This is a genomic window from Pseudomonas sp. S2_A05 (genome assembly GCF_054668485.1).
In genome coordinates, this window is record NZ_CP162775.1 from 3266704 (window position 1) to 3284904 (window position 18201).

At 61.1% G+C, this 18201-nt stretch carries 14 protein-coding genes and 1 pseudogene; 1 reads left to right on the forward strand and 14 read right to left on the reverse strand.

The annotated features are described in order from the left end of the window. Nucleotides 1–23: 23 nt before the first annotated feature. Genes AB4O12_RS14905 through zwf form a run of 3 tightly spaced genes read right to left on the reverse strand, consistent with a single transcriptional unit; the run spans nucleotide 24 to nucleotide 2873 of the window. Nucleotides 24–689, reverse strand: a complete 666-nt coding sequence (locus tag AB4O12_RS14905) for a bifunctional 4-hydroxy-2-oxoglutarate aldolase/2-dehydro-3-deoxy-phosphogluconate aldolase (protein WP_016773539.1) — start codon at nucleotides 687–689, stop codon at nucleotides 24–26. A 17-nt stretch (nucleotides 690–706) separates the two neighbouring features. Next, nucleotides 707–1420 (reverse strand): 6-phosphogluconolactonase, encoded by a 714-nt coding sequence (gene pgl / locus AB4O12_RS14910; RefSeq protein ID WP_041479176.1) that lies wholly within the window; start codon nucleotides 1418–1420, stop codon nucleotides 707–709. After that, nucleotides 1407–2873, reverse strand: a complete 1467-nt coding sequence (gene zwf, locus AB4O12_RS14915) for a glucose-6-phosphate dehydrogenase (RefSeq protein WP_016773537.1) — start codon at nucleotides 2871–2873, stop codon at nucleotides 1407–1409. Before zwf ends, pgl begins: the two co-directional genes overlap by 14 nt. A gap of 226 nt (nucleotides 2874–3099) precedes the next feature. Here zwf and AB4O12_RS14920 point away from each other — a divergent pair, with 226 nt between their 5' ends. Next, nucleotides 3100–3960 carry a MurR/RpiR family transcriptional regulator gene (locus AB4O12_RS14920; RefSeq protein ID WP_460062464.1) on the forward strand — a complete coding sequence of 287 codons (861 nt, stop codon included), beginning with the start codon at nucleotides 3100–3102 and terminating at the stop codon, nucleotides 3958–3960. 207 nt (nucleotides 3961–4167) lie between these two features. Here AB4O12_RS14920 and AB4O12_RS14925 read toward each other — a convergent pair whose 3' ends face one another. From AB4O12_RS14925 to edd, 11 genes and pseudogenes are all read right to left on the reverse strand, one after another. Beyond that, nucleotides 4168–5022 carry a D-hexose-6-phosphate mutarotase gene (locus AB4O12_RS14925; RefSeq protein ID WP_039758108.1) on the reverse strand — a complete coding sequence of 285 codons (855 nt, stop codon included), beginning with the start codon at nucleotides 5020–5022 and terminating at the stop codon, nucleotides 4168–4170. A gap of 323 nt (nucleotides 5023–5345) precedes the next feature. Further along, nucleotides 5346–6695 (reverse strand): carbohydrate porin, encoded by a 1350-nt coding sequence (locus AB4O12_RS14930; RefSeq protein ID WP_016773536.1) that lies wholly within the window; start codon nucleotides 6693–6695, stop codon nucleotides 5346–5348. Between the two features lie 193 nt (nucleotides 6696–6888). Next, nucleotides 6889–8049 (reverse strand): ABC transporter ATP-binding protein, encoded by a 1161-nt coding sequence (locus tag AB4O12_RS14935; RefSeq protein WP_073472036.1) that lies wholly within the window; start codon nucleotides 8047–8049, stop codon nucleotides 6889–6891. 6 nt (nucleotides 8050–8055) lie between these two features. Beyond that, a pseudogene (locus AB4O12_RS14940) lies at nucleotides 8056–8898 on the reverse strand (carbohydrate ABC transporter permease); the annotation flags it as partial. Next, nucleotides 8891–9799, reverse strand: a complete 909-nt coding sequence (locus tag AB4O12_RS14945; protein ID WP_042607263.1) for a carbohydrate ABC transporter permease — start codon at nucleotides 9797–9799, stop codon at nucleotides 8891–8893. The gene AB4O12_RS14945 and the pseudogene AB4O12_RS14940, both read right to left, overlap by 8 nt. A gap of 215 nt (nucleotides 9800–10014) precedes the next feature. Continuing rightward, nucleotides 10015–11316 carry an ABC transporter substrate-binding protein gene (locus tag AB4O12_RS14950; RefSeq protein ID WP_024014061.1) on the reverse strand — a complete coding sequence of 434 codons (1302 nt, stop codon included), beginning with the start codon at nucleotides 11314–11316 and terminating at the stop codon, nucleotides 10015–10017. A 118-nt stretch (nucleotides 11317–11434) separates the two neighbouring features. Continuing rightward, nucleotides 11435–12694 (reverse strand): D-mannose isomerase, encoded by a 1260-nt coding sequence (locus AB4O12_RS14955; RefSeq protein WP_460058918.1) that lies wholly within the window; start codon nucleotides 12692–12694, stop codon nucleotides 11435–11437. A gap of 308 nt (nucleotides 12695–13002) precedes the next feature. Next, nucleotides 13003–14472, reverse strand: coding sequence for an ATP-binding protein (locus AB4O12_RS14960; RefSeq protein ID WP_056787959.1), 1470 nt, complete (start codon nucleotides 14470–14472; stop codon nucleotides 13003–13005). Then, the gene (locus AB4O12_RS14965; protein ID WP_016773529.1) at nucleotides 14462–15193 is read right to left on the reverse strand and encodes a response regulator; all 732 of its coding nucleotides are present in this window, start codon (nucleotides 15191–15193) and stop codon (nucleotides 14462–14464) included. The genes AB4O12_RS14960 and AB4O12_RS14965 overlap by 11 nt, the downstream gene beginning before the upstream one ends. A 180-nt stretch (nucleotides 15194–15373) precedes the next feature. Beyond that, nucleotides 15374–16333 carry a glucokinase gene (locus AB4O12_RS14970; RefSeq protein WP_056787957.1) on the reverse strand — a complete coding sequence of 320 codons (960 nt, stop codon included), beginning with the start codon at nucleotides 16331–16333 and terminating at the stop codon, nucleotides 15374–15376. Next, nucleotides 16330–18156: a phosphogluconate dehydratase gene (gene edd, locus AB4O12_RS14975; protein WP_016773527.1), complete on the reverse strand. Its 1827-nt coding sequence runs from the start codon at nucleotides 18154–18156 to the stop codon at nucleotides 16330–16332. Before edd ends, AB4O12_RS14970 begins: the two co-directional genes overlap by 4 nt. Nucleotides 18157–18201 lie beyond the last annotated feature (45 nt).

An 18201-nucleotide genomic window follows, 5' to 3' on the forward strand; every position in this document is an offset into this window, starting at 1 on the left:
CACAACGAAGTGTCGGGTAACAATCAGTCCAGCAGCGCCAGGGCCTCGGCGGTGCATTCCTGAATGCGGGCCCAGTCGCCGTTCTTGATCCACTCCGGATCAAGCATCCAGCTACCGCCCACGCACATGACGTTTTTCAGCGCCATGTAGCTCTTGATATTGGCCGGGCCGACGCCGCCAGTCGGGCAGAACTTCACTTCGCCGAACGGGCCGCCGAGCGCCTTGATTGCCGCCACGCCACCGCTGACTTCCGCCGGGAACAGCTTGAAGCGGCGATAGCCCAGACCGTAGCCTTCCATGATCCCCGAGGCGTTGCTGATGCCCGGCAACAACGGAATCGGGCTGTCGACGCTGGCTTCGAGCAGGTCACGGGTGATGCCCGGGGTGACAATGAATTGCGAACCGGCCGCTTCCGCCGCTGCGAGCATGTTGCGGTCGAGCACGGTGCCGGCACCGGTCATCAGTTCCGGGCGCTGTTCGCGCAGGATCTGAATGGCCTTGAGGCCGAACTGCGAACGCAGGGTCACTTCCAGCGCGGTCAGGCCACCGGCGGCGAGGGCGTCGGCCAGTGGCAGCACGTCCTGTTCGCGGGCGATGGTGATCACTGGCAGGATCCGCGCTTTGGCGCAGAGACTGTCGATCAGGGCAACTTTGTCCGCCATGGAAACGGTCGGGGATGGGGTTGTCATAGCGGCTGTTCCTTGGCTCATGGGCACCAGTAAATCTCTAACGTAGGTTGCAGAAACGCGCGCACCGGCATGGCCGCAACGTCATCGGATGCCAGCGCGGCATTCAGGGTGGTCAGTTTCGATTGACCGGAAATCGACAGAATCTTGTGCCGGGCCGAGGCCAGCAGCGCGCGGCTCATGGTCAGGCGCTGACGCGGCACGCTGGGCGCCAGCATCGGCCAGCAACGGCGCGTGCCATCGGCTTGCAGGGCTTCGGCGAGGTTCGGGCTGTCGGGGAACAGCGACGCGGTGTGACCGTCATCGCCCATGCCGAGCACCAGCACGTCAATCGGCGGCAATTCCGCGAGCAAGCGATCAGCCTGTTCCGCAGCCTGCTCGACGTTGGCCGCCGCGCTGTAGAGGCTGAGGAACTGCGCCTTGGCTGCCGGGCCTTTGAGCAGATACTGCTTGAGCAGGCCGGCATTGCTGTCGGCATGTTCAACCGGTACCCAGCGTTCGTCGGCCAGGGTCACGACGACCTTCGACCAGTCCAGCTCCTGCTTGGCCAGGTGCTGGAAAAACGCGACCGGGCTGCGTCCGCCGGACACCACCAGCACCGCGTTGCCGCGCGCCGCGATGGCGTCGCTCAGTTGCTTGGCAACGTTGAGCGCCAGACCTTCGGCGAGCAGCACCGGGCTGTTGAATTCGCGGGCAGTCACGCCCGTCGGCAGTTGCACATCAGATATCGCCATACCACGACCTCCCGTCCCGCGTGATCAAAGCAATGGAGCTCATCGGCCCCCACGACCCGGCCGCATACGGCTTGGGCGCGTCGCCGGATTTCTTCCACCCGGCGATCAGCTGGTCACACCACTTCCACGCGGCTTCGATTTCATCTTTACGGACAAACAGGTTCTGATTGCCGTTCATTACTTCCAGCAACAACCGCTCGTAGGCATCGGGGATCCGCGCGCTACGCCAGGTGTCGGAGAAATTCAATTGCAGCGGGCCGCTGCGCAGTTGCATGCCCTTGTCCAGGCCCTGCTCTTTGGTCATCACGCGCAAGGAAATGCCTTCGTCCGGTTGCAGGCGGATGATCAGTTTGTTGCTGATCTGCAGACGCTGCTCCGGGGCGAAAATGTAGTGCGACGGTTCCTTGAAGTGGATGACGATCTGCGACAGCTTCTGCGGCATGCGCTTGCCGGTACGCAGGTAGAACGGCACGCCGGCCCAGCGCCAGTTGCGGATGTCGGCACGCAGGGCGACAAAGGTTTCGGTGTCGCTCTGGGTGTTGGAATTCGGTTCTTCGAGGTAACCCGGAACGGATTTGCCTTCGCTGTGGCCAGCAATGTACTGACCGCGCACCACTTGTGTGGTCAGGCCTTCCGGACTGATCGGCGCCAGCGCCTTGAGCACTTTTACCTTTTCGTCACGGATGCTGTCGGCGGACAGGTCGGCCGGCGGGTCCATGGCAATCAGGCAGAGCAGCTGAAGCAGGTGATTCTGGATCATGTCGCGCAGTTGGCCGGCCTTGTCGAAATAGCCCCAACGGCCTTCGATGCCAACCTTCTCGGCCACGGTGATTTCCACGTGGGAGATGTAATTCTGGTTCCACTGGGTTTCGAACAGGCTATTGGCGAAACGCAGGGCGATCAGGTTCTGAACGGTCTCTTTGCCCAGATAGTGGTCGATGCGGTAGGTGCGGTCTTCCGGGAAGAACTGCGCGACGGCGTCGTTGACCTTGCGCGACGATTCCAGGTCAGAGCCGATCGGTTTTTCCAGCACCACGCGAGTATTTTCGGCCAGACCGACTTTCTCGAGGTTCTCGCAGATCGCGCCGTACACCGCCGCCGGGGTGGCGAAGTAGGCAATCATGCGCTGGCTGCTGCCGGCCAGTTCCGCCAGCGCCACGTAATCCTCAGCCTTGAGGAAGTCGACGTGCAGGTAGGTCAGGCGCGCGAGAAAGCGCTCGGCCACGGTTTCGTTCAGCTCTTTGCCGACGTAACGGCGCAATTCGGCGGCGATGAACGCCATGTGCTGCTGCTCGCTGCCGGGCTCACGGGCCAGCGCGATGATGCGCGTGTCCTCGTGCAGCAGGTCGGCACCGTCAAGGTGATACAGGGCAGGAAACAGCTTGCGCAGGGCCAGATCGCCAAGCGCGCCGAACAAGGCAAAGGTGCACGGTTCAACCGTAATGGAAGGCATGATGTTTGTTCTTTTATCAAGTTAAGCTACAAATACCTTTTTTCAAGGCATCACTCAAGGGAAAATGTAGTAATAACCACAACATTTTCGCAGAATACTCAATCCGAGTGGTGGTCGCCCGGACGCATCAGTAGGATAGGCCACCGTCACGGGCCATATCAAAGGCCCAATTTGCATAGCCCGACGCAACTCTGCGTCGGTGAATCAGGAATTCCATATGGACCGCGTGCGAAATTTACTGGAACAGATCCAGAGTCGCCTTGAAGAGCTGAACAAGGCCGAACGTAAGGTCGCCGAGGTGATTCTGCTCAATCCGCAGCAGGCCACCCGCTTCAGCATCGCCGCCCTCGCCCAGGCCGCCTCGGTGAGCGAACCGACGGTCAACCGTTTCTGCCGCTCGTTCGGTGTCAGCGGCTACCCCGAACTCAAGCTGCAATTGGCCCAGAGCCTGGCCAGTGGTGCGGCGTATGTCAGCCGCGCGGTCGAGGCCGACGACAATCCCGAGGCGTACACGCAGAAGATCTTCGGCAGCGCCATCGCTTCCCTGGACAGTGCTTGCCGGGCGCTCGACCCGAACCTGATCAGCCGCGCCGTCGACCTGTTGATCCAGGCTCGGCAGATCCACTTCTTCGGCCTCGGCGCTTCGGCCCCGGTGGCGCTGGATGCGCAGCACAAGTTCTTCCGCTTCAACCTCGCCGTCACTGCCCATGCCGATGTGCTGATGCAGCGGATGATTGCCTCGGTGGCACACACCGGCGAGCTGTTCGTGATCATTTCCTACACCGGGCGTACCCGCGAACTGGTGGAAGTGGCGCGGATCGCCCGGGAGAACGGCGCTTCGGTTTTGGGCCTGACAGCGGAGAATTCACCGCTGGCCAAAGCCAGTACCCTGAGCCTGAACATTCCGCTGCCGGAAGACACCGACATTTATATGCCGATGACCTCGCGGATCATTCAGTTGACCGTGCTGGATGTGCTGGCAACGGGGATGACCCTGCGCCGTGGCGTGGATTTCCAGCCGCATCTGCGCAAGATCAAAGAGAGCTTGAATGCGAGCCGGTATCCGGTTGGGGATGAATTCAACTAAAGATCAAAAGCCCCCTCACCCCAGCCCTCTCCCGGAGGGAGAGGGAGCCGACCGAGGTGTCTTGCGCGGTACATCGACCTGAAATATCCAGTCGATTATGGATTCAGAACTGCACTTTCACGTCGGCGTAATTCTTGAGCATCCCCCATTCGGTCCCCTCTCCCTCTGGGAGAGGGCTAGGGTGAGGGTATCGGTGTACTTGACGCACTAAGCCGCCGCCCACGCCTGCAAACTCAAATGCGCCTTCTCCCCCGGCGCCAGGTGCAGGCTGTCCGTGCCGCCCGCCGCTGCTTCCACGCAGACGAATTCGGAAATCTCGTCCCAACTTACCCCCAGTAACGGCCGCGCGCCGGGATGCCAGACGACGGTGTCGCCGCTGTCACCGGTATCGATGCACAACTCGCGCTGCCAAGCGTGATCCTTGAGCTGCAATTCGCCGTCATGCTGGAACACCCGCTGACAGCCGCCATCGACCCGCAATTCACCTTCCTGCTGGCAAACCTGGCGATTCAACTGGTCATAACCCTGAGCGCCTTCGAGCCCAGACAGCGCTATCTCACCAACATCGCCTATACGCCAGTAAGCGTGCAAAGCCTGGCTCAACTGGCACGGCATGTCGTCCTGATGCTCGGTGCTCAGGCGTAATTCCATGCGTTCGCCCAGGTGCGCGTGCAGGTCGACCTGCCAATCGCACAGCTGCAATTGCCAGTGCAGGCGCACGCCATCCTCGGCGCTGCTGCTGTCGAGCAGTTTCCAGTCGAGCAGTCGCGCCCAACCGTGCGACGGCCAGGCGTTTTCGCTCGGATGACGGCCATACCACGGCCAGCACACCGGCACGCCACCGCGAATCGCGCCGACATGCGGCCACTTCGCCGCGCACCACAACCACGGCTTCTGCCCACGCGGCTGAAAGTGCAGCAACTGCGCACCCTGCCGACTGAACACCGCCTGACACAACGGATGATCGATCACCAGCACATCGCGCATCTGATAGCGCTCCCAGGCGAACACGGGGCGTTCACGCAGGGATTTGAAGAAGCGTTGCAGCGGATGCTCATGCATTGGCTACGGTCCTGAAAATCATGGGGGTACAATTACCTTTGTGACCCTTGAATACTGTGGCGAGGGGATTTATCCCCGTTCGACTGCGAAGCAGTCGCAAACCTGGAAAACGGCCTCTCGCTGATACACCTCAGTGGATGGTTTTGGGGCCGCTTCGCAGCCCAGCGGGGCGGTGCGACGTTTCGCTAAATCCCCTCGCCACAAAAAGCTCTCCAGCCACAAAAAATCATCAAGCAACACATCTGACCTGTGTCACAAAAAAAAGCGGACAGCCTGGGCTGTCCGCAAAATGCGCACATAGAGAGGAGCTTATCGCAGACGCGTCAGAACGTTGACTGAATTTTCAGGCCAGCGACCAAAGCGTTATCGACTTCATCCACACCGCCCGGATGGGTGATGTATTGCAGGTTGGGACGCACGGTCAGCCAGTTGGTGACATGGATGCCGTAGTTGAGCTCGTAGTTGTATTCGGTTTCACGAATCGGCGAGAACGCGGCGTTGTCGTAATCGGAGACACCGTTGGCAGCGTTCAGCAGTTCAGCATTGCGCTTGACGTCCTTGTTGACGTGGATACGCGCCGCGCCGATACCGATGTCATCCTTCGGACGCGCGTCGAACGGGCCTTTGTAGACAAACATCACCGACTGGTAGTTGTCGATGAAGTTGGTGTCCTTGTCGTGGAAAGTCGCGTTGGCGGCGATGTTCAGACCACGAGTCGCATCACCGTTGTGGCTGGTGAGTTGCTGTTGCGCAACGAACCAGTAACCGCTTTTGCTGTTGTGCGACTTGTAGTCATCACCGGTGGTTGCCGCATCGAGACCGTTGACGTCTTCGCGAACGTCGTCGGCATCGGCCGTGCTCTTGTAGTAACCGACGCGGTATTCGCCCGGCAGGCTGTTGACCTTCGGCGACCAGACCAACTCAACCGGCAGCACGGTACCTTTGGTGCCGCTGCCGCTGAGCTTGAAGCCGTTGCCGTGTTCCAGTTGCGACGGGTTCTGGTTGTACGCACCGATCTGCGCGTAGAGCTCGTCGTTGATGTTGTACTTCACACGGATCGCGGCCTGGCTGACGGGCCAGTTGTACCAGATGTTGGTCGCCCAGTTACCCACTTGCGAACCGCAGAACGCCAGGTTCTGGAAGTCGCACGGGAAGGTGTTGAAGTCTTCGCCTTCGCCGAAGTAACCGGCCTTGACGTCGAGTTTGTTGTCGAAGAACTGGTGCTGAATCCACAGTTGGGTCAGACGCACCATGTGGCCACGGCCGTAGACTTCCTGCGAGGAGCTGAGGGTGCCGGCACGCGGATCGCCAACGCGGTCGTTGGAGATGTTGTAGCCGTTACGATTGGTCAGCTGGATCTTCGCCTGGGTGTTGTCCCAGCCCCACAGCTTCTGCAGGTCGAGGGCCACGCCCAGACCGAACTGGTCGGCATAACGCGCAGTCTTGTCGTCGTTGTAACCGCCGTTCAGGTTGGCGCCCATCTCGCCAACGTAGTCGGCCTTGATGTCGATACCCTGCTCGATCAGCTTGGTGCGCTCGCCGCCCCAGTCGCCGGTCATCCACTTGGAGTCGGAGCTGAACGCATCCGCCGCCATTGCATTACCGGCCAGCACCAGTGCAGCTGCCGCTGAAACCTGGCAGATCAACCGGGCATTGACGTGTTTCTTTTTCATCCCTACATCCTCGTCTTTATTGTTATTAACTGTTTTTATCTAACGCGGTTTACATAAAGTGCAGTGCTCGACAGGCCGGGCACTGCTTGCCCCCTGTGGGAGCGAGCCTGCTCGCGAATGCGGTGTATCAGGCGACATCAATGCTGGATGTCAGACCGCTTTCGCGAGCAGGCTCGCTCCCACATTTTGTACTTCAGCGGCCTTTGAACTGCGCCACATTCGCCGACCGGGTCTCTGTCTGCACCTGGCCCGCAACGCCCAGACGCTCGCCGGTATTGGCGTCGAACAACAACACTTTCGATGGATCGAACTGCAGCGTCAGGCTTTCGCCCACCTGCGGTGCCACGTCCGGCGCCAGTCGGCAGCAGACCTTGGTGTCATTCAGATTGACGAACACCAGCGTGTCCGGACCGGTCGGTTCAGTGACCTGCACTTCGGCACGGATGCTCGGCAGACCATTGCCCTCGCCATTCGCCAAAACAATCTGCTCCGGGCGCAGGCCGAGGATTACTTCGCGATCTTCGAGGCCGGCGTCCTGCATGCTCATCGGCAATTCACAACGCGCCTGACCGCTGTCGAGCAGCGCCAGCAGGCGACCGTCCTTGCGCTGCAAGCGCAGGGGGATGAAGTTCATCGGTGGCGAACCGATGAAGCTTGCGACGAACAGGTTGGCCGGGTTGTTGTAGATGTCTTTCGGCGTGCCGAACTGCTGAATGATGCCGTCCTTCATCACCGCCACCTTGTCGCCCAGGGTCATCGCTTCGATCTGGTCGTGGGTCACGTAGACCGTGGTGGTTTTCAGACGCTGGTGCATCAGTTTCATTTCGGTACGCATCTCGACGCGCAGCTTGGCGTCGAGGTTCGACAGCGGTTCGTCGAACAGGTAGATCTTCGGCCGCCGCGCCAGTGCACGGCCCATCGCCACGCGCTGTTGCTGGCCACCGGAGAGCTGGCCCGGTTTGCGATTGAGCAGGTGTTCGATCTGCAACAGCTTGGCCACGCGGGCGACTTCTTCGTCGATCGCCGCCTGCGGCATCTTGCGGATCTTCAGGCCGAACTCGATGTTCTCGCGCACGCTCATGGTCGGGTACAGCGCGTAGGACTGAAACACCATGGCGATGTCGCGATCCTTGGGGCTCATGCCGCTGACGTCCTGATCACCGATCATGATCGCGCCGCCGGTGATGGTTTCCAGACCGGCGATGCAGTTCATCAAGGTCGATTTGCCGCAGCCCGACGGGCCGACGAGGATCAGGAATTCACCGTCCTTGATCGACAGTTCGATGTTCTTCAGGGTGTCCGGCAGGCCGGCCCCGTAGGTCTTGTTTACGTTGCGAAGTTCAAGCGTAGCCATGATTACCCCCTTGACCGCGCCGGCCGTCAGCCCGCGCACGAAATACTTGCCTGCGACCACATAGACCAGCAGGGTCGGCAGGCCGGCGATCATCGCCGCTGCCATATCCACGTTGTATTCCTTGGCGCCGGTGCTGGTGTTGACCAGGTTATTGAGCGCCACGGTGATCGGTTGCGAATCACCGCTGGAGAACACCACACCGAACAGGAAGTCGTTCCAGATCTGGGTGAACTGCCAGATCAGGCAGACCATGATGATCGGCGTCGACATCGGCAGAATGATGCGGCGGAAAATCGTGAAGAAACCCGCGCCATCCAGACGCGCAGCCTTGACCAGCGCATCGGGAATGCTCACGTAGTAGTTGCGGAAGAACAGTGTGGTGAACGCCAGACCGTAGACCACGTGCACGAACACCAGGCCGGTGGTGGTGCTCGCCAGGCCCATCTTGCCGAGGGTGAACGAGGCCGGCAGCAGCACAGTCTGGAACGGCAGGAAGCAGCCGAACAGCAGCAGACCGAAGAACAACTGCGAACCACGGAAGCGCCACATCGACAGCACGTAACCGTTCAACGCACCGATCGCGGTGGAGATGATGACGGCCGGTACGGTGATCTTGATCGAGTTCCAGAAGTAGCCGTCAACCGTGGCCCAGGCCTTGACCCAGCCGATGCCGCTGACCACGGTCGGCCAGCTCAGCAGGTTGCCGGTGCTGATGTCTTCCGGGGTCTTGAAGCTGGTCAGCAACATCACCACCAGCGGCACCAGATACAGAAACACCGCAAGGATCAGCACCGCGTAGATTGCGATGCGGCTCAAGCTGATAGCGGGTTTGGCAGCAAGACTAGTCATTACGCTTGGTCCTCAGCTCGGAGTACAGGTAAGGCACGATGATCGCGAGGATCGCACCGAGCATCAGAATCGCACTGGCCGAGCCCATGCCCATCTGGCCGCGACTGAAGGTGAAGGAATACATGAACATCGCTGGCAGGTCGGAGGAATAACCAGGACCGCCGGCGGTCATTGCCGCAACCAGGTCGAAGCTCTTGATCGCGATGTGCGCGAGGATCATCACCGCACTGAAGAACACCGGACGCAGACTTGGCAGCACGACTTTCCAGTAGATGCGCGGCATGCTCGCGCCGTCGATCTGCGCGGCACGGATGATCGATTGATCAACGCCACGCAGGCCGGCGAGGAACATCGCCATGATGAAGCCCGAGGCTTGCCACACAGCGGCGATCACCAGGCAGTAGACCACGCGATCGGGGTCGATCAGCCAGTCCAGACGGAAGCCTTCCCAGCCCCAGTCACGCAACAATTTGTCCAGGCCCATGCCCGGGTTGAGCAGCCATTTCCATGCGGTACCGGTGACGATCATCGAGAGCGCCATCGGGTACAGGTAAATGGTGCGGATAAAGCCTTCGCGACGGATGCGCTGGTCGAGGAACACCGCCAGCAACACGCCGATCACCAGGGTAATGCCGATGAACATGCCGCCGAACACGGCGAGGTTCTTGCTCGCCACCCACCAGCGATCGTTGTCGAACAACCGCGCGTATTGCGCCAGACCGGCCCACTTGTAGTTGGGCAGGAAGGTCGAGGTGGTGAACGACAGAATGAACGTCCACAGGATGTAGCCATAGAAGCCCACCAGCACGATGAACATGCTCGGCGCCAGCACCAGTTTCGGTAGCCAGCGCTGCAATGCATCGAACGGCGAGGCCTTGCTGAACACAGCAACAGAACTCATGGGGAAATCCACAATAAGGGTTTACGAAAGCATTCCCCTTGCAGGAGTGAGCCCTGTGGCGAGGGGATTTATCCCCGATCGACTGCGCAGCAGTCGCGAAATCATTACATGCGGTATTTCAGACACTGCACCGCTGCAACTTTCCGGGGTCGCTTCGCAACCCATCGGGGATGAATCCCCTCACCACAAAGGCTCACTCCTACAGGGGCCAAGCATTACTTGGCCGACTGAACTGCCGCGCCGAGTTTCTTCGCCGCATCGGCCGGGTCGGCTTTCGGGTCGTTGATGTAGTTGGTCACGACATCAAAGAACGCGCCCTGCACCGCCAGCGTGGTCGCCATGTTGTGCGCCATGCTTGGTTGCAGGCCGCCGGACTTGGCGTCCGCCAGGAAGTCCTTGGCAGCGGTCTGCGCGCAGGAGTCGAAGCCGAGCTTGTCCATGTTGTTCAACATGTCGTTGCGCACCGGGATCGAGCCTTTGTTGATGCTGAAGACTTTCTGGAAGTTCTCACCCAGCACGACTTTGGCGATGTCCTGCTGACCGGCCGCAGTGCCTGCGTCCTTCTGCTTGAACACGGCCAGCGAGTCGATGTTGTAGGTGAACGCCTTGTCGGTGCCCGGGAACGCTACGCACTCGTAGTCCTTGCCGGCGACTTTCTTGGCGGCGGTCCATTCGGACTTGGCCCAGTCACCCATGATCTGCATGCCGGCCTTGCCGTTGATGACCTTGGCCGCTTCGAGGTTCCAGTCCTGGCCTTTGCCGTCCGCGTCCATGTAGGTCGCGACTTTCTTGAGCTCAGTGAGCGCCTTGACCATTTCCGGGCCGGTCAGCGCTTTGTTGTCGAGATCAACCAGGGCTTTCTTGTAGCCATCCACGCCCATGACCGAGAGCACCACGGCTTCGAACACGGTGCTGTCCTGCCAAGGCTGACCGCCGTGGGCGAGCGGAATGAAGCCCGCCGCTTTCAGCTTGTCGCCGGCTGCATAGAACTCTTCGAGGGTGGTTGGATTTTTGGTGATGCCGGCTTTCTTGAAGACTTCCGGGTTGATCCACAGCCAGTTCACGCGGTGAATGTTCACCGGCACGGCCACGTAATCACCGTCGTACTTCACGGTATCGGAGACTTTCTTGTCGAGCAGGCTGTCCCACTTTTCCGACTTGGCGACGTCTTTCAAAACGTCGGTGTCGAGCAGGCCGGTCGACGCCCATTCCTGGATGTCCGGGCCTTTGATCTGCGCTACGCCTGGCGGGTTGCCGGCAACGGCACGGCTTTTCAGCACGGTCATGGCAGTCGCACCGCCACCACCGGCAACAGCGCCGTCCTTCCAGGTGAAACCGTCTTTTTCGACTTGGGCCTTGAGCACATCGACAGCGGCTTTTTCGCCACCGGAAGTCCACCAGTGCACGACTTCGACCGAACCTTTGGAATCGGCGGCGGAGACACTGAGCGGCAGGATTGCGAGCGGGAACAGGGAGGCGACAGAAATGACAGTAGCGAGGCGAGAAATCGCATTCATTCGAGATGTACCTTTCTTGTTGTTATGCATTGCAAGTCTGGTGCTTGCGCTGCACGGAGTTTAAACAGAGCGTTTCGCTTCGCAGGTAACGAAGGGACGCGTAAATGTCACGACATGGTTACACAACAACAGGCCGGGACGACTGCGCCAAAGCCGTGGCCATGCTTGGCGCCAGCGGCAATCGTGGAATCAGCACAGCCTGCCAGGCGTGATACAGATCGGGCTTGCCCGGCCAGATATCGGCACTCGGCACATTCTGCGGATTGAGTTCGTGGTACCAGCTGCCGTTGCAACGGTCGATGAAATTCGTCTCACAGAATTCCCAGAACAGTCGGTACCAGGTTTCGTATTGCGCATCGCCGGTGCGTTTGAGCAAAGCGCTGGCGGCGGCGCTGGCTTCGGCGTGCGTCCAGTGCAGGCGATGGCGGACCACTGCTTTATTGTGCCAGTCGAGGGTGTAGACGATGCCCGGCGCGCCATCGACATCCCAGCCGTGGCGGCAATTGTTTTCGAAGAGTTTTTGCGCATCAGTCGCCAGCCAGCCCGGCGTAAGCATGCCGGCCTGCACCCGCGCGGCTTCAAGGTGCAGGAGCAAGCGCGCCCATTCGAAACCATGGCCCGGCGTGGTGCCGTAAGGACGGAAACCGTCAGCCGGATTGTCGTGGTTGTATTCGCGCAGCGGCTGCCAGTCGCGATCGAAGTGTTCGATGACCATGTAATCGTTGGCCGCAGCGTGGCCATGGATCACTCGTTCGACGATGCGCTGGGCGCGTATCAGCCAGCGCGGATCTTCAGTGACATCGGCCAGCGCGAGGAATGCTTCGGTCGCGTGCATGTTGCTGTTGGCGCCGCGATAGGCTTCTTCTTCGCTCCAGTCGCGGTTGAAGAATTCGCGCATGGCGCCCTCTTCTTCGCTCCAGAAATAAGTGTCGATGATGTCGATTGCGTCATCGAGCAAAGCCTGGGCGCCGGGCCGTTGCGCGACCACGGCAGAGCTGGCGGCGAGTGCGACAAAGGCGTGCAGATAGGCGTTCTTGCCGGTGTTGTCGTCACGATGCTGGGCAACCGCAAACCAGCCGCCATGCAGCGCATCACGCAGCGGCCCGCGCAACGCGGCGATACCGTGGTCGACCAGTTCGGCAAACCCCGGCAGGCCCTGAATGTGCGCCATGGCGAAGCTGTGGGTCATGCGCGCGGTGTTCATGGTCTCGGCTTGTGCGTGCGCCGGCAAACGGCCGCGTTCGTCGAGGTTGCCGAAGCCTTCGGGCAGTCGTGATGCCTTGGCGAAATCCAGCAGACGCAGGCCTTCGGCGGCTAGCCATTGCTGGTGGGCAGGGGCGTTCAGCCAACTGCTGAAGTCTGGGTGAAAGGTGTCCATGGCGTGACCCTTTTTTGTTGTTAGGACTGCGGGCAGTCTAAACAACGGGCCGGGGCGGGCTTGTAACGAAGGGGACGGGGTTTGTCACTGGCTCGTGACAAAAGAGAAGAGCAAAAGCACCCTCACCCCAACCCTCTCCCGGAGGGGAGAGGGGGCCGACCGAGGTGTCTTGCGTCCTCCGTCGACCTGAAAAATATTGGCGATTATGGATTCACCACCGCATTTACAGGTCAGCGCACCTCAGCAGCATCCCCCAATCGGTCCCCTCTCCCTCTGGGGAGAGGGCTAGGGTGAGGGGCTTTTCGGGGCTAATCCACAGACCGAGGCAACTGCAACGTCACCCGCAACCCACCCTCACGCAGGTTCTGCAACGTCACCTCGCCGCCATGGCTATGGGCGATGTTGCGCGCAATGCCCAGTCCCAATCCGTAGCCCTGCTGCTGTCCCGCCAAACGGAAGTGCGGTTCGAACACTTGCTCCAGCCGCTGCTGCGGCACACCCGGCCCTTCGTCGTCGACGTGCAAAACGAACGCGCTGTCATCGTCATCGATGTGCAGGTGCGCGTTCTGCCCGTACTTCAAGGCGTTGTCGATCAGGTTGCCGATGCAGCGCTTGAGCGCCAGCGGTTTGCCCGGATAGGCCGACAGCGCGCGGCCATGCTGAGTGACGCGGCCATTGCCGTTCGGCGCCAGATACGGCTCGACCAGGCAATCGAGGACATGATTGAGATCCACCGGCTCGATGTTCTCGTGGATGTCGGTGTCTTTCACGCATTGCAGCGCGCCTTTGACCAGCAGCTCCAGCTCATCCAGATCGCGGCCGAACTTGGCTTGCAGCTGTTCGTCCTCGAGCAGCTCGACGCGCAAGCGCAGGCGGGTGATCGGCGTGCGCAGGTCGTGGGAAATCGCGCTGAACAACTGGCTGCGTTCGGTCAGGTAACGGCTGATGCGTTCGCGCATGGTGTTGAACGCGCGGCCAACTTCGACCACTTCACTGCCACCGCCCTCCGCCACTGGCTCGACGTCCGCGCCCAGCGACAGATCCCGCGCTGCCCGCGCCAGACGCTTGAGCGGCCGGCTCTGCCAGTGCACCAGCAGGCCGATGAACAACAACAGAAAGCCGCTGGTGAGGACGATAAACCACACCTGCTGCGCCGGCAGGCCTTGTTCTTCGAGACTGGTATACGGCTCGGGCAGCAACGAGGCGATGTACAGCCATTCGCCCGGGGCCATTTGAATCTGCGTGACCAGCACCGGCGGATTCACCGGTTCAAGCGTCAACGCGTAGTGCGCCCAGGAGCGCGGCAATTCATCAAGTTTCAGCCCTGCGTTGAAAATGCGCAGGTCTTCGGGGCTGACGAAGGTCACCGAAATATCCGTGTCATGGCCCAGAGACTGGCGCAGCACTTCGTCCACCGCTTGCATCACCGCAGCCTTGCGCGGCGTCACCGGCAGCACGTCCATGCCCAGCGGCTTATCGTTCAGCGTCACGACAAACCGGGTGCCGCCCATGCTGCGCAATTGATCGAGCACCAGCGGTCGATAGGCCACTGGCAGGGAACGGAAATAGCTGACGCTGGCGGTCATCGAATGCGCCAGGCTGCGGGCACTGGTGACCAGGCCTTCGAGCTGGGTGGCGCGCAGTTGCGACACCCAGATCACGCTCGACAGCGTCTGCGCGAACAGCACCGCCAGCAGAGTCAGCAGCAGCATCCGCCCGAGCAGTGAGCGCGGCACCGGTATGCGACTGGCGAATTTGCGCAGCGACTCAGTGAGCATTGCCGGCAACCACATTGGCTGCCAACTGATAGCCGCTGCCGCGCACGGTGCGGATCAACCGTGGCGGTTTTTCGGTGTCGCGCAAGCGTTGGCGCAAACGGCTGACGGCCATGTCGACAATGCGATCGAGCGGCATCAGATCGCGGCCACGGGTGGCGTTGCCGATGGTGTCGCGGTCGAGGATTTGCTGCGGATGATCGAGGAACAGTTTCAGCAGAGCGAAATCGGCGCCGGAAAGGATCACTTCCTCGCCGTCGGTGTGGAACAGCCGATGGCTGACCGTGTCCAGGCGCCAGTCGTCGAAGACCAGCACTTCGCTGCCGCTGCGTTCGTGGGCGAACTGTGCGCGGCGCAGCAGGGCCTTGATCCGAGCTTGCAGTTCGCGCGGGCTGAACGGTTTGCCGAGGTAATCGTCGGCGCCGAGCTCCAGACCGATCACGCGGTCGGCTTCGTCGGAACTGGCAGTCAGCATGATGATTGGCACCTGTGCCTGACGCGGGTGCTGGCGTACCCAACGGCACAGGCTGAAGCCGTCTTCGTCGGGCAGCATGACATCGAGGATCACCAGATCGCTCGGCGCCTCGTTGAGCGCCTGACGAAAACCGGCACCATCGGCGGTGGCCCGCACCTGGAACCCGGCGCGGGTCAGGTAGGTTTCCAGCAACTCGCGTATTTCCTGGTCGTCATCGACCAACAATATCGACTTGTTGACTGAGCTCACTTCGAAGGCATCCTTGTTGTTGGAGTTGGGGCGGATTATGCCTTAAGCATCAAACTAACAGACACTACAGAAACCCTTGTGGGAGCGAGCCTGCTCGCGAATCGGTTTTAACATTCAACAGATCTGTTGACTGACACACCGCTTTCGCGAGCAGGCTCGCTCCCACAATTGGATTGCATTTCAGGTCGGGATTGATTGGTCCAGGGCCACGCCGGCGCCGACCAGGCCGGAGTACGGCGCCGTCACCAGCCACACCGGGATGCCTTTGAAGTAATCGCTCATGCAGCCTTTGTCGGCGAAGCAGCGGGCGAAGCCGCTGGCGAGGAAGAAATCGGCGAAGCGTGGAATCACCCCGCCAACGATAAACACCCCGCCGCGCGCGCCAGTGGTAAGCACGTTGTTGCCGGCGACGCGACCGAGCCAGCAGCAGAACTGCTCGAGCACTTCCAAAGCGATCGGGTCACCGGCAAGGCCGGCGGCGGTGATCGCTTCCGGCGTTTCAAGCGTAGGCTCATGACCATCCACCGCGCAGATCGCCCGGTACAGTCGAGGCAGGCCGCCGCCGCTCAACGCGGTTTCCGCGCTGACATGGCCGATCTCGTTGTAGATGTGTTGCCACAGTTGCGTTTCGCGCGGGCTGCTCAGCGGCAGGTCGACGTGGCCGCCCTCGCCCGGCAACGCGGCAAAGCGCCCTTCGCCGAGATCGAGCAGGGTGCCGACACCCAGGCCCGTGCCGGGGCCGATCACCACCGCCGGACGCAACGGCTCCGGCGTGCCTTCGCAAACCACGCGGAACTCGCCCGGCTGCAAGCGGGTCATGCCCAGCGCCATCGCCGAGAAGTCGTTGGTCAGCAACAACTGCTCGACCTGCAAGGTCTTGCAGAACGCGCTGCGACTGAGCCGCCAGTGATTGTTGGTGAATTTGAATTCATCGCCGCTCACCGGACCTGCCACCGACAGGCACACTGAGCCGATCGAACCCGGCGCCAGGCCGAGCCCGCTCAGGTACAGAGCGATTGCCTCTTCCGGGCTGGCAAAGTCGGCCGTGGCCAGCACCTGAACCGATTGCAGTTGCTGGTTTTGCCACAACGCGAACCGCGCGTTGGTGCCTCCGATGTCACCGACCAAAGCCAGTTTCAATTAAGCGTCTCCAGGGCAGAAGTGAAGGCGCTGGCGCCCTGCTCCGCCGAGCTGAAGGCCATGCGCATGAAGCCAAACAGCTCGCGGCCGCTGCCAATGTTGTTGCCCAACAGGCCTTTGGCAGGTTCGCGCGCTGCAAATTCGGCGGCGTCGACCTTCAGTTCCAAGGTGCCTTTGACGCCATCGACGCGGATGATATCGCCCTCTTGCACGCGCGCCAAAGCGCCACCGACATAAGCTTCCGGGCTGACGTGAATCGCTGCGGGGATTTTCCCCGACGCGCCGGACATGCGCCCGTCAGTCACCAGCGCGACTTTGAAGCCGCGATCCTGCAGTACGCCGAGGAATGGCGTCATCTTGTGCAGCTCCGGCATGCCGTTGGAGCGCGGCCCTTGGAAGCGCATCACGGCAACAAAATCCTTCTCCAGCAGACCGGCCTTGAATGCGTCCGCCAGATCCTGTTGATCCTGGAAGACCATCGCCGGTGCTTCGACGATCTGGTTCTCCAGCGCAACGGCGGAAACCTTCATCACGCCGCGACCGAGATTGCCTTCCATCACCCGCAAGCCGCCCTCTTGCGAGAACGCACGGGATACCGGACGCAGGATGTTTTCGTCGAGGCTGTCGGTCGGGCCTTCACGCCAGACCAACTCACCGTTATCAAGGAACGGCTCTTTGGTGTACTGGCTCAGGCCATGGCCGAGCACGGTGTTGACGTCTTCATGCAGCAGGCCGGCGCCGAGCAGTTCGCGGATCAGGAACGACATGCCGCCCGCTGCCTGGAAGTGGTTGATGTCGGCTTTGCCGTTCGGATAGACGTGGCTCAGGGTCGGGACGACTTCGGAGAGGTCGGCCATGTCCTGCCAGGTCAGTTGAATGCCAGCGGCCATGGCGATGGCCGGCATGTGCAAGGTGTGGTTGGTCGAGCCGCCGGTGGCGTGCAAGGCAACGATGGAGTTGACCAGCGCCTTCTCGTCGACGATTTCGCCGATCGGCATGAAGTTGCCGTTCTGCTTGGTCAGGCGCGTGACCTGATGCGCGGCTTCGCGGGTGAGCGCGTCGCGCAGCGGCGTGTTCGGGTTGACGAAAGACGCGCCCGGCAAGTGCAGGCCCATGACTTCCATCAGCAACTGGTTGGTGTTGGCGGTGCCGTAGAAGGTGCAGGTGCCCGGGCTGTGGTAGGACTTCATCTCCGATTCCAGCAGCTCTTCGCGGGTCGCCTTGCCTTCGGCGTACTTCTGGCGGACGTCGGCTTTTTCCTTGTTGGAAATCCCCGACACCATCGGCCCGCCCGGTACGAAAATGGTCGGCAGATGACCGAAACGGAGCGAACCCATCATCAGGCCCGGAACGATCTTGTCGCAGATGCCGAGCATCAGCGCGCCATCGAACATGTTGTGCGACAGCGCCACCGCCGTGGACATGGCGATCACTTCGCGGCTCGGCAGGCTCAGTTCCATGCCCGGCTCACCCTGGGTCACGCCATCGCACATCGCCGGAGTGCCGCCGGCGAACTGGCCGACCGAGCCGATTTCGCGCAGGGCGTTCTTGATCTGTTGCGGGAAAACTTCGTACGGCTGGTGCGCCGAGAGCATGTCGTTATACGAAGACACAATGGCGATGTTCGCCGAGTTCATCATCCGCAGGCTGTGCTTGTCTTCAGTGCCGCAACCGGCCACGCCGTGGGCGAAGTTGGCGCATTGCAGCTTGCCGCGCATCGGGCCATCGGTGGCGGCGCCGCGAATCAATGCAAGGTAAGCCTGACGCGTGGCGCGGCTGCGGGCGATAAGCCGTTCGGTGACCTCAAGAACGCGGGGATGCATGTGTAGAACTCCAGGCTAACGGATGTGGCGACCTGATTGTCTATG

Excerpts from the sequence above, each read along its gene's own strand:
- AB4O12_RS14950 (WP_024014061.1), bottom strand. The coding sequence starts at position 11,316 with ATGAATGCGATTTCTCGCCTCGCTACTGTCATTTCTGTCGCCTCCCTG.
- AB4O12_RS14925 (WP_039758108.1), bottom strand. The coding sequence starts at position 5,022 with ATGCATGAGCATCCGCTGCAACGCTTCTTCAAATCCCTGCGTGAACGC.
- AB4O12_RS14905 (WP_016773539.1), bottom strand. The coding sequence starts at position 689 with ATGACAACCCCATCCCCGACCGTTTCCATGGCGGACAAAGTTGCCCTG.
- AB4O12_RS14960 (WP_056787959.1), bottom strand. The coding sequence starts at position 14,472 with ATGCTCACTGAGTCGCTGCGCAAATTCGCCAGTCGCATACCGGTGCCG.
- zwf (WP_016773537.1), bottom strand. The coding sequence starts at position 2,873 with ATGCCTTCCATTACGGTTGAACCGTGCACCTTTGCCTTGTTCGGCGCG.
- pgl (WP_041479176.1), bottom strand. The coding sequence starts at position 1,420 with ATGGCGATATCTGATGTGCAACTGCCGACGGGCGTGACTGCCCGCGAA.
- edd (WP_016773527.1), bottom strand. The coding sequence starts at position 18,156 with ATGCATCCCCGCGTTCTTGAGGTCACCGAACGGCTTATCGCCCGCAGC.
- AB4O12_RS14945 (WP_042607263.1), bottom strand. The coding sequence starts at position 9,799 with ATGAGTTCTGTTGCTGTGTTCAGCAAGGCCTCGCCGTTCGATGCATTG.
- AB4O12_RS14930 (WP_016773536.1), bottom strand. The coding sequence starts at position 6,695 with ATGAAAAAGAAACACGTCAATGCCCGGTTGATCTGCCAGGTTTCAGCG.
- AB4O12_RS14955 (WP_460058918.1), bottom strand. The coding sequence starts at position 12,694 with ATGGACACCTTTCACCCAGACTTCAGCAGTTGGCTGAACGCCCCTGCC.
- AB4O12_RS14935 (WP_073472036.1), bottom strand. The coding sequence starts at position 8,049 with ATGGCTACGCTTGAACTTCGCAACGTAAACAAGACCTACGGGGCCGGC.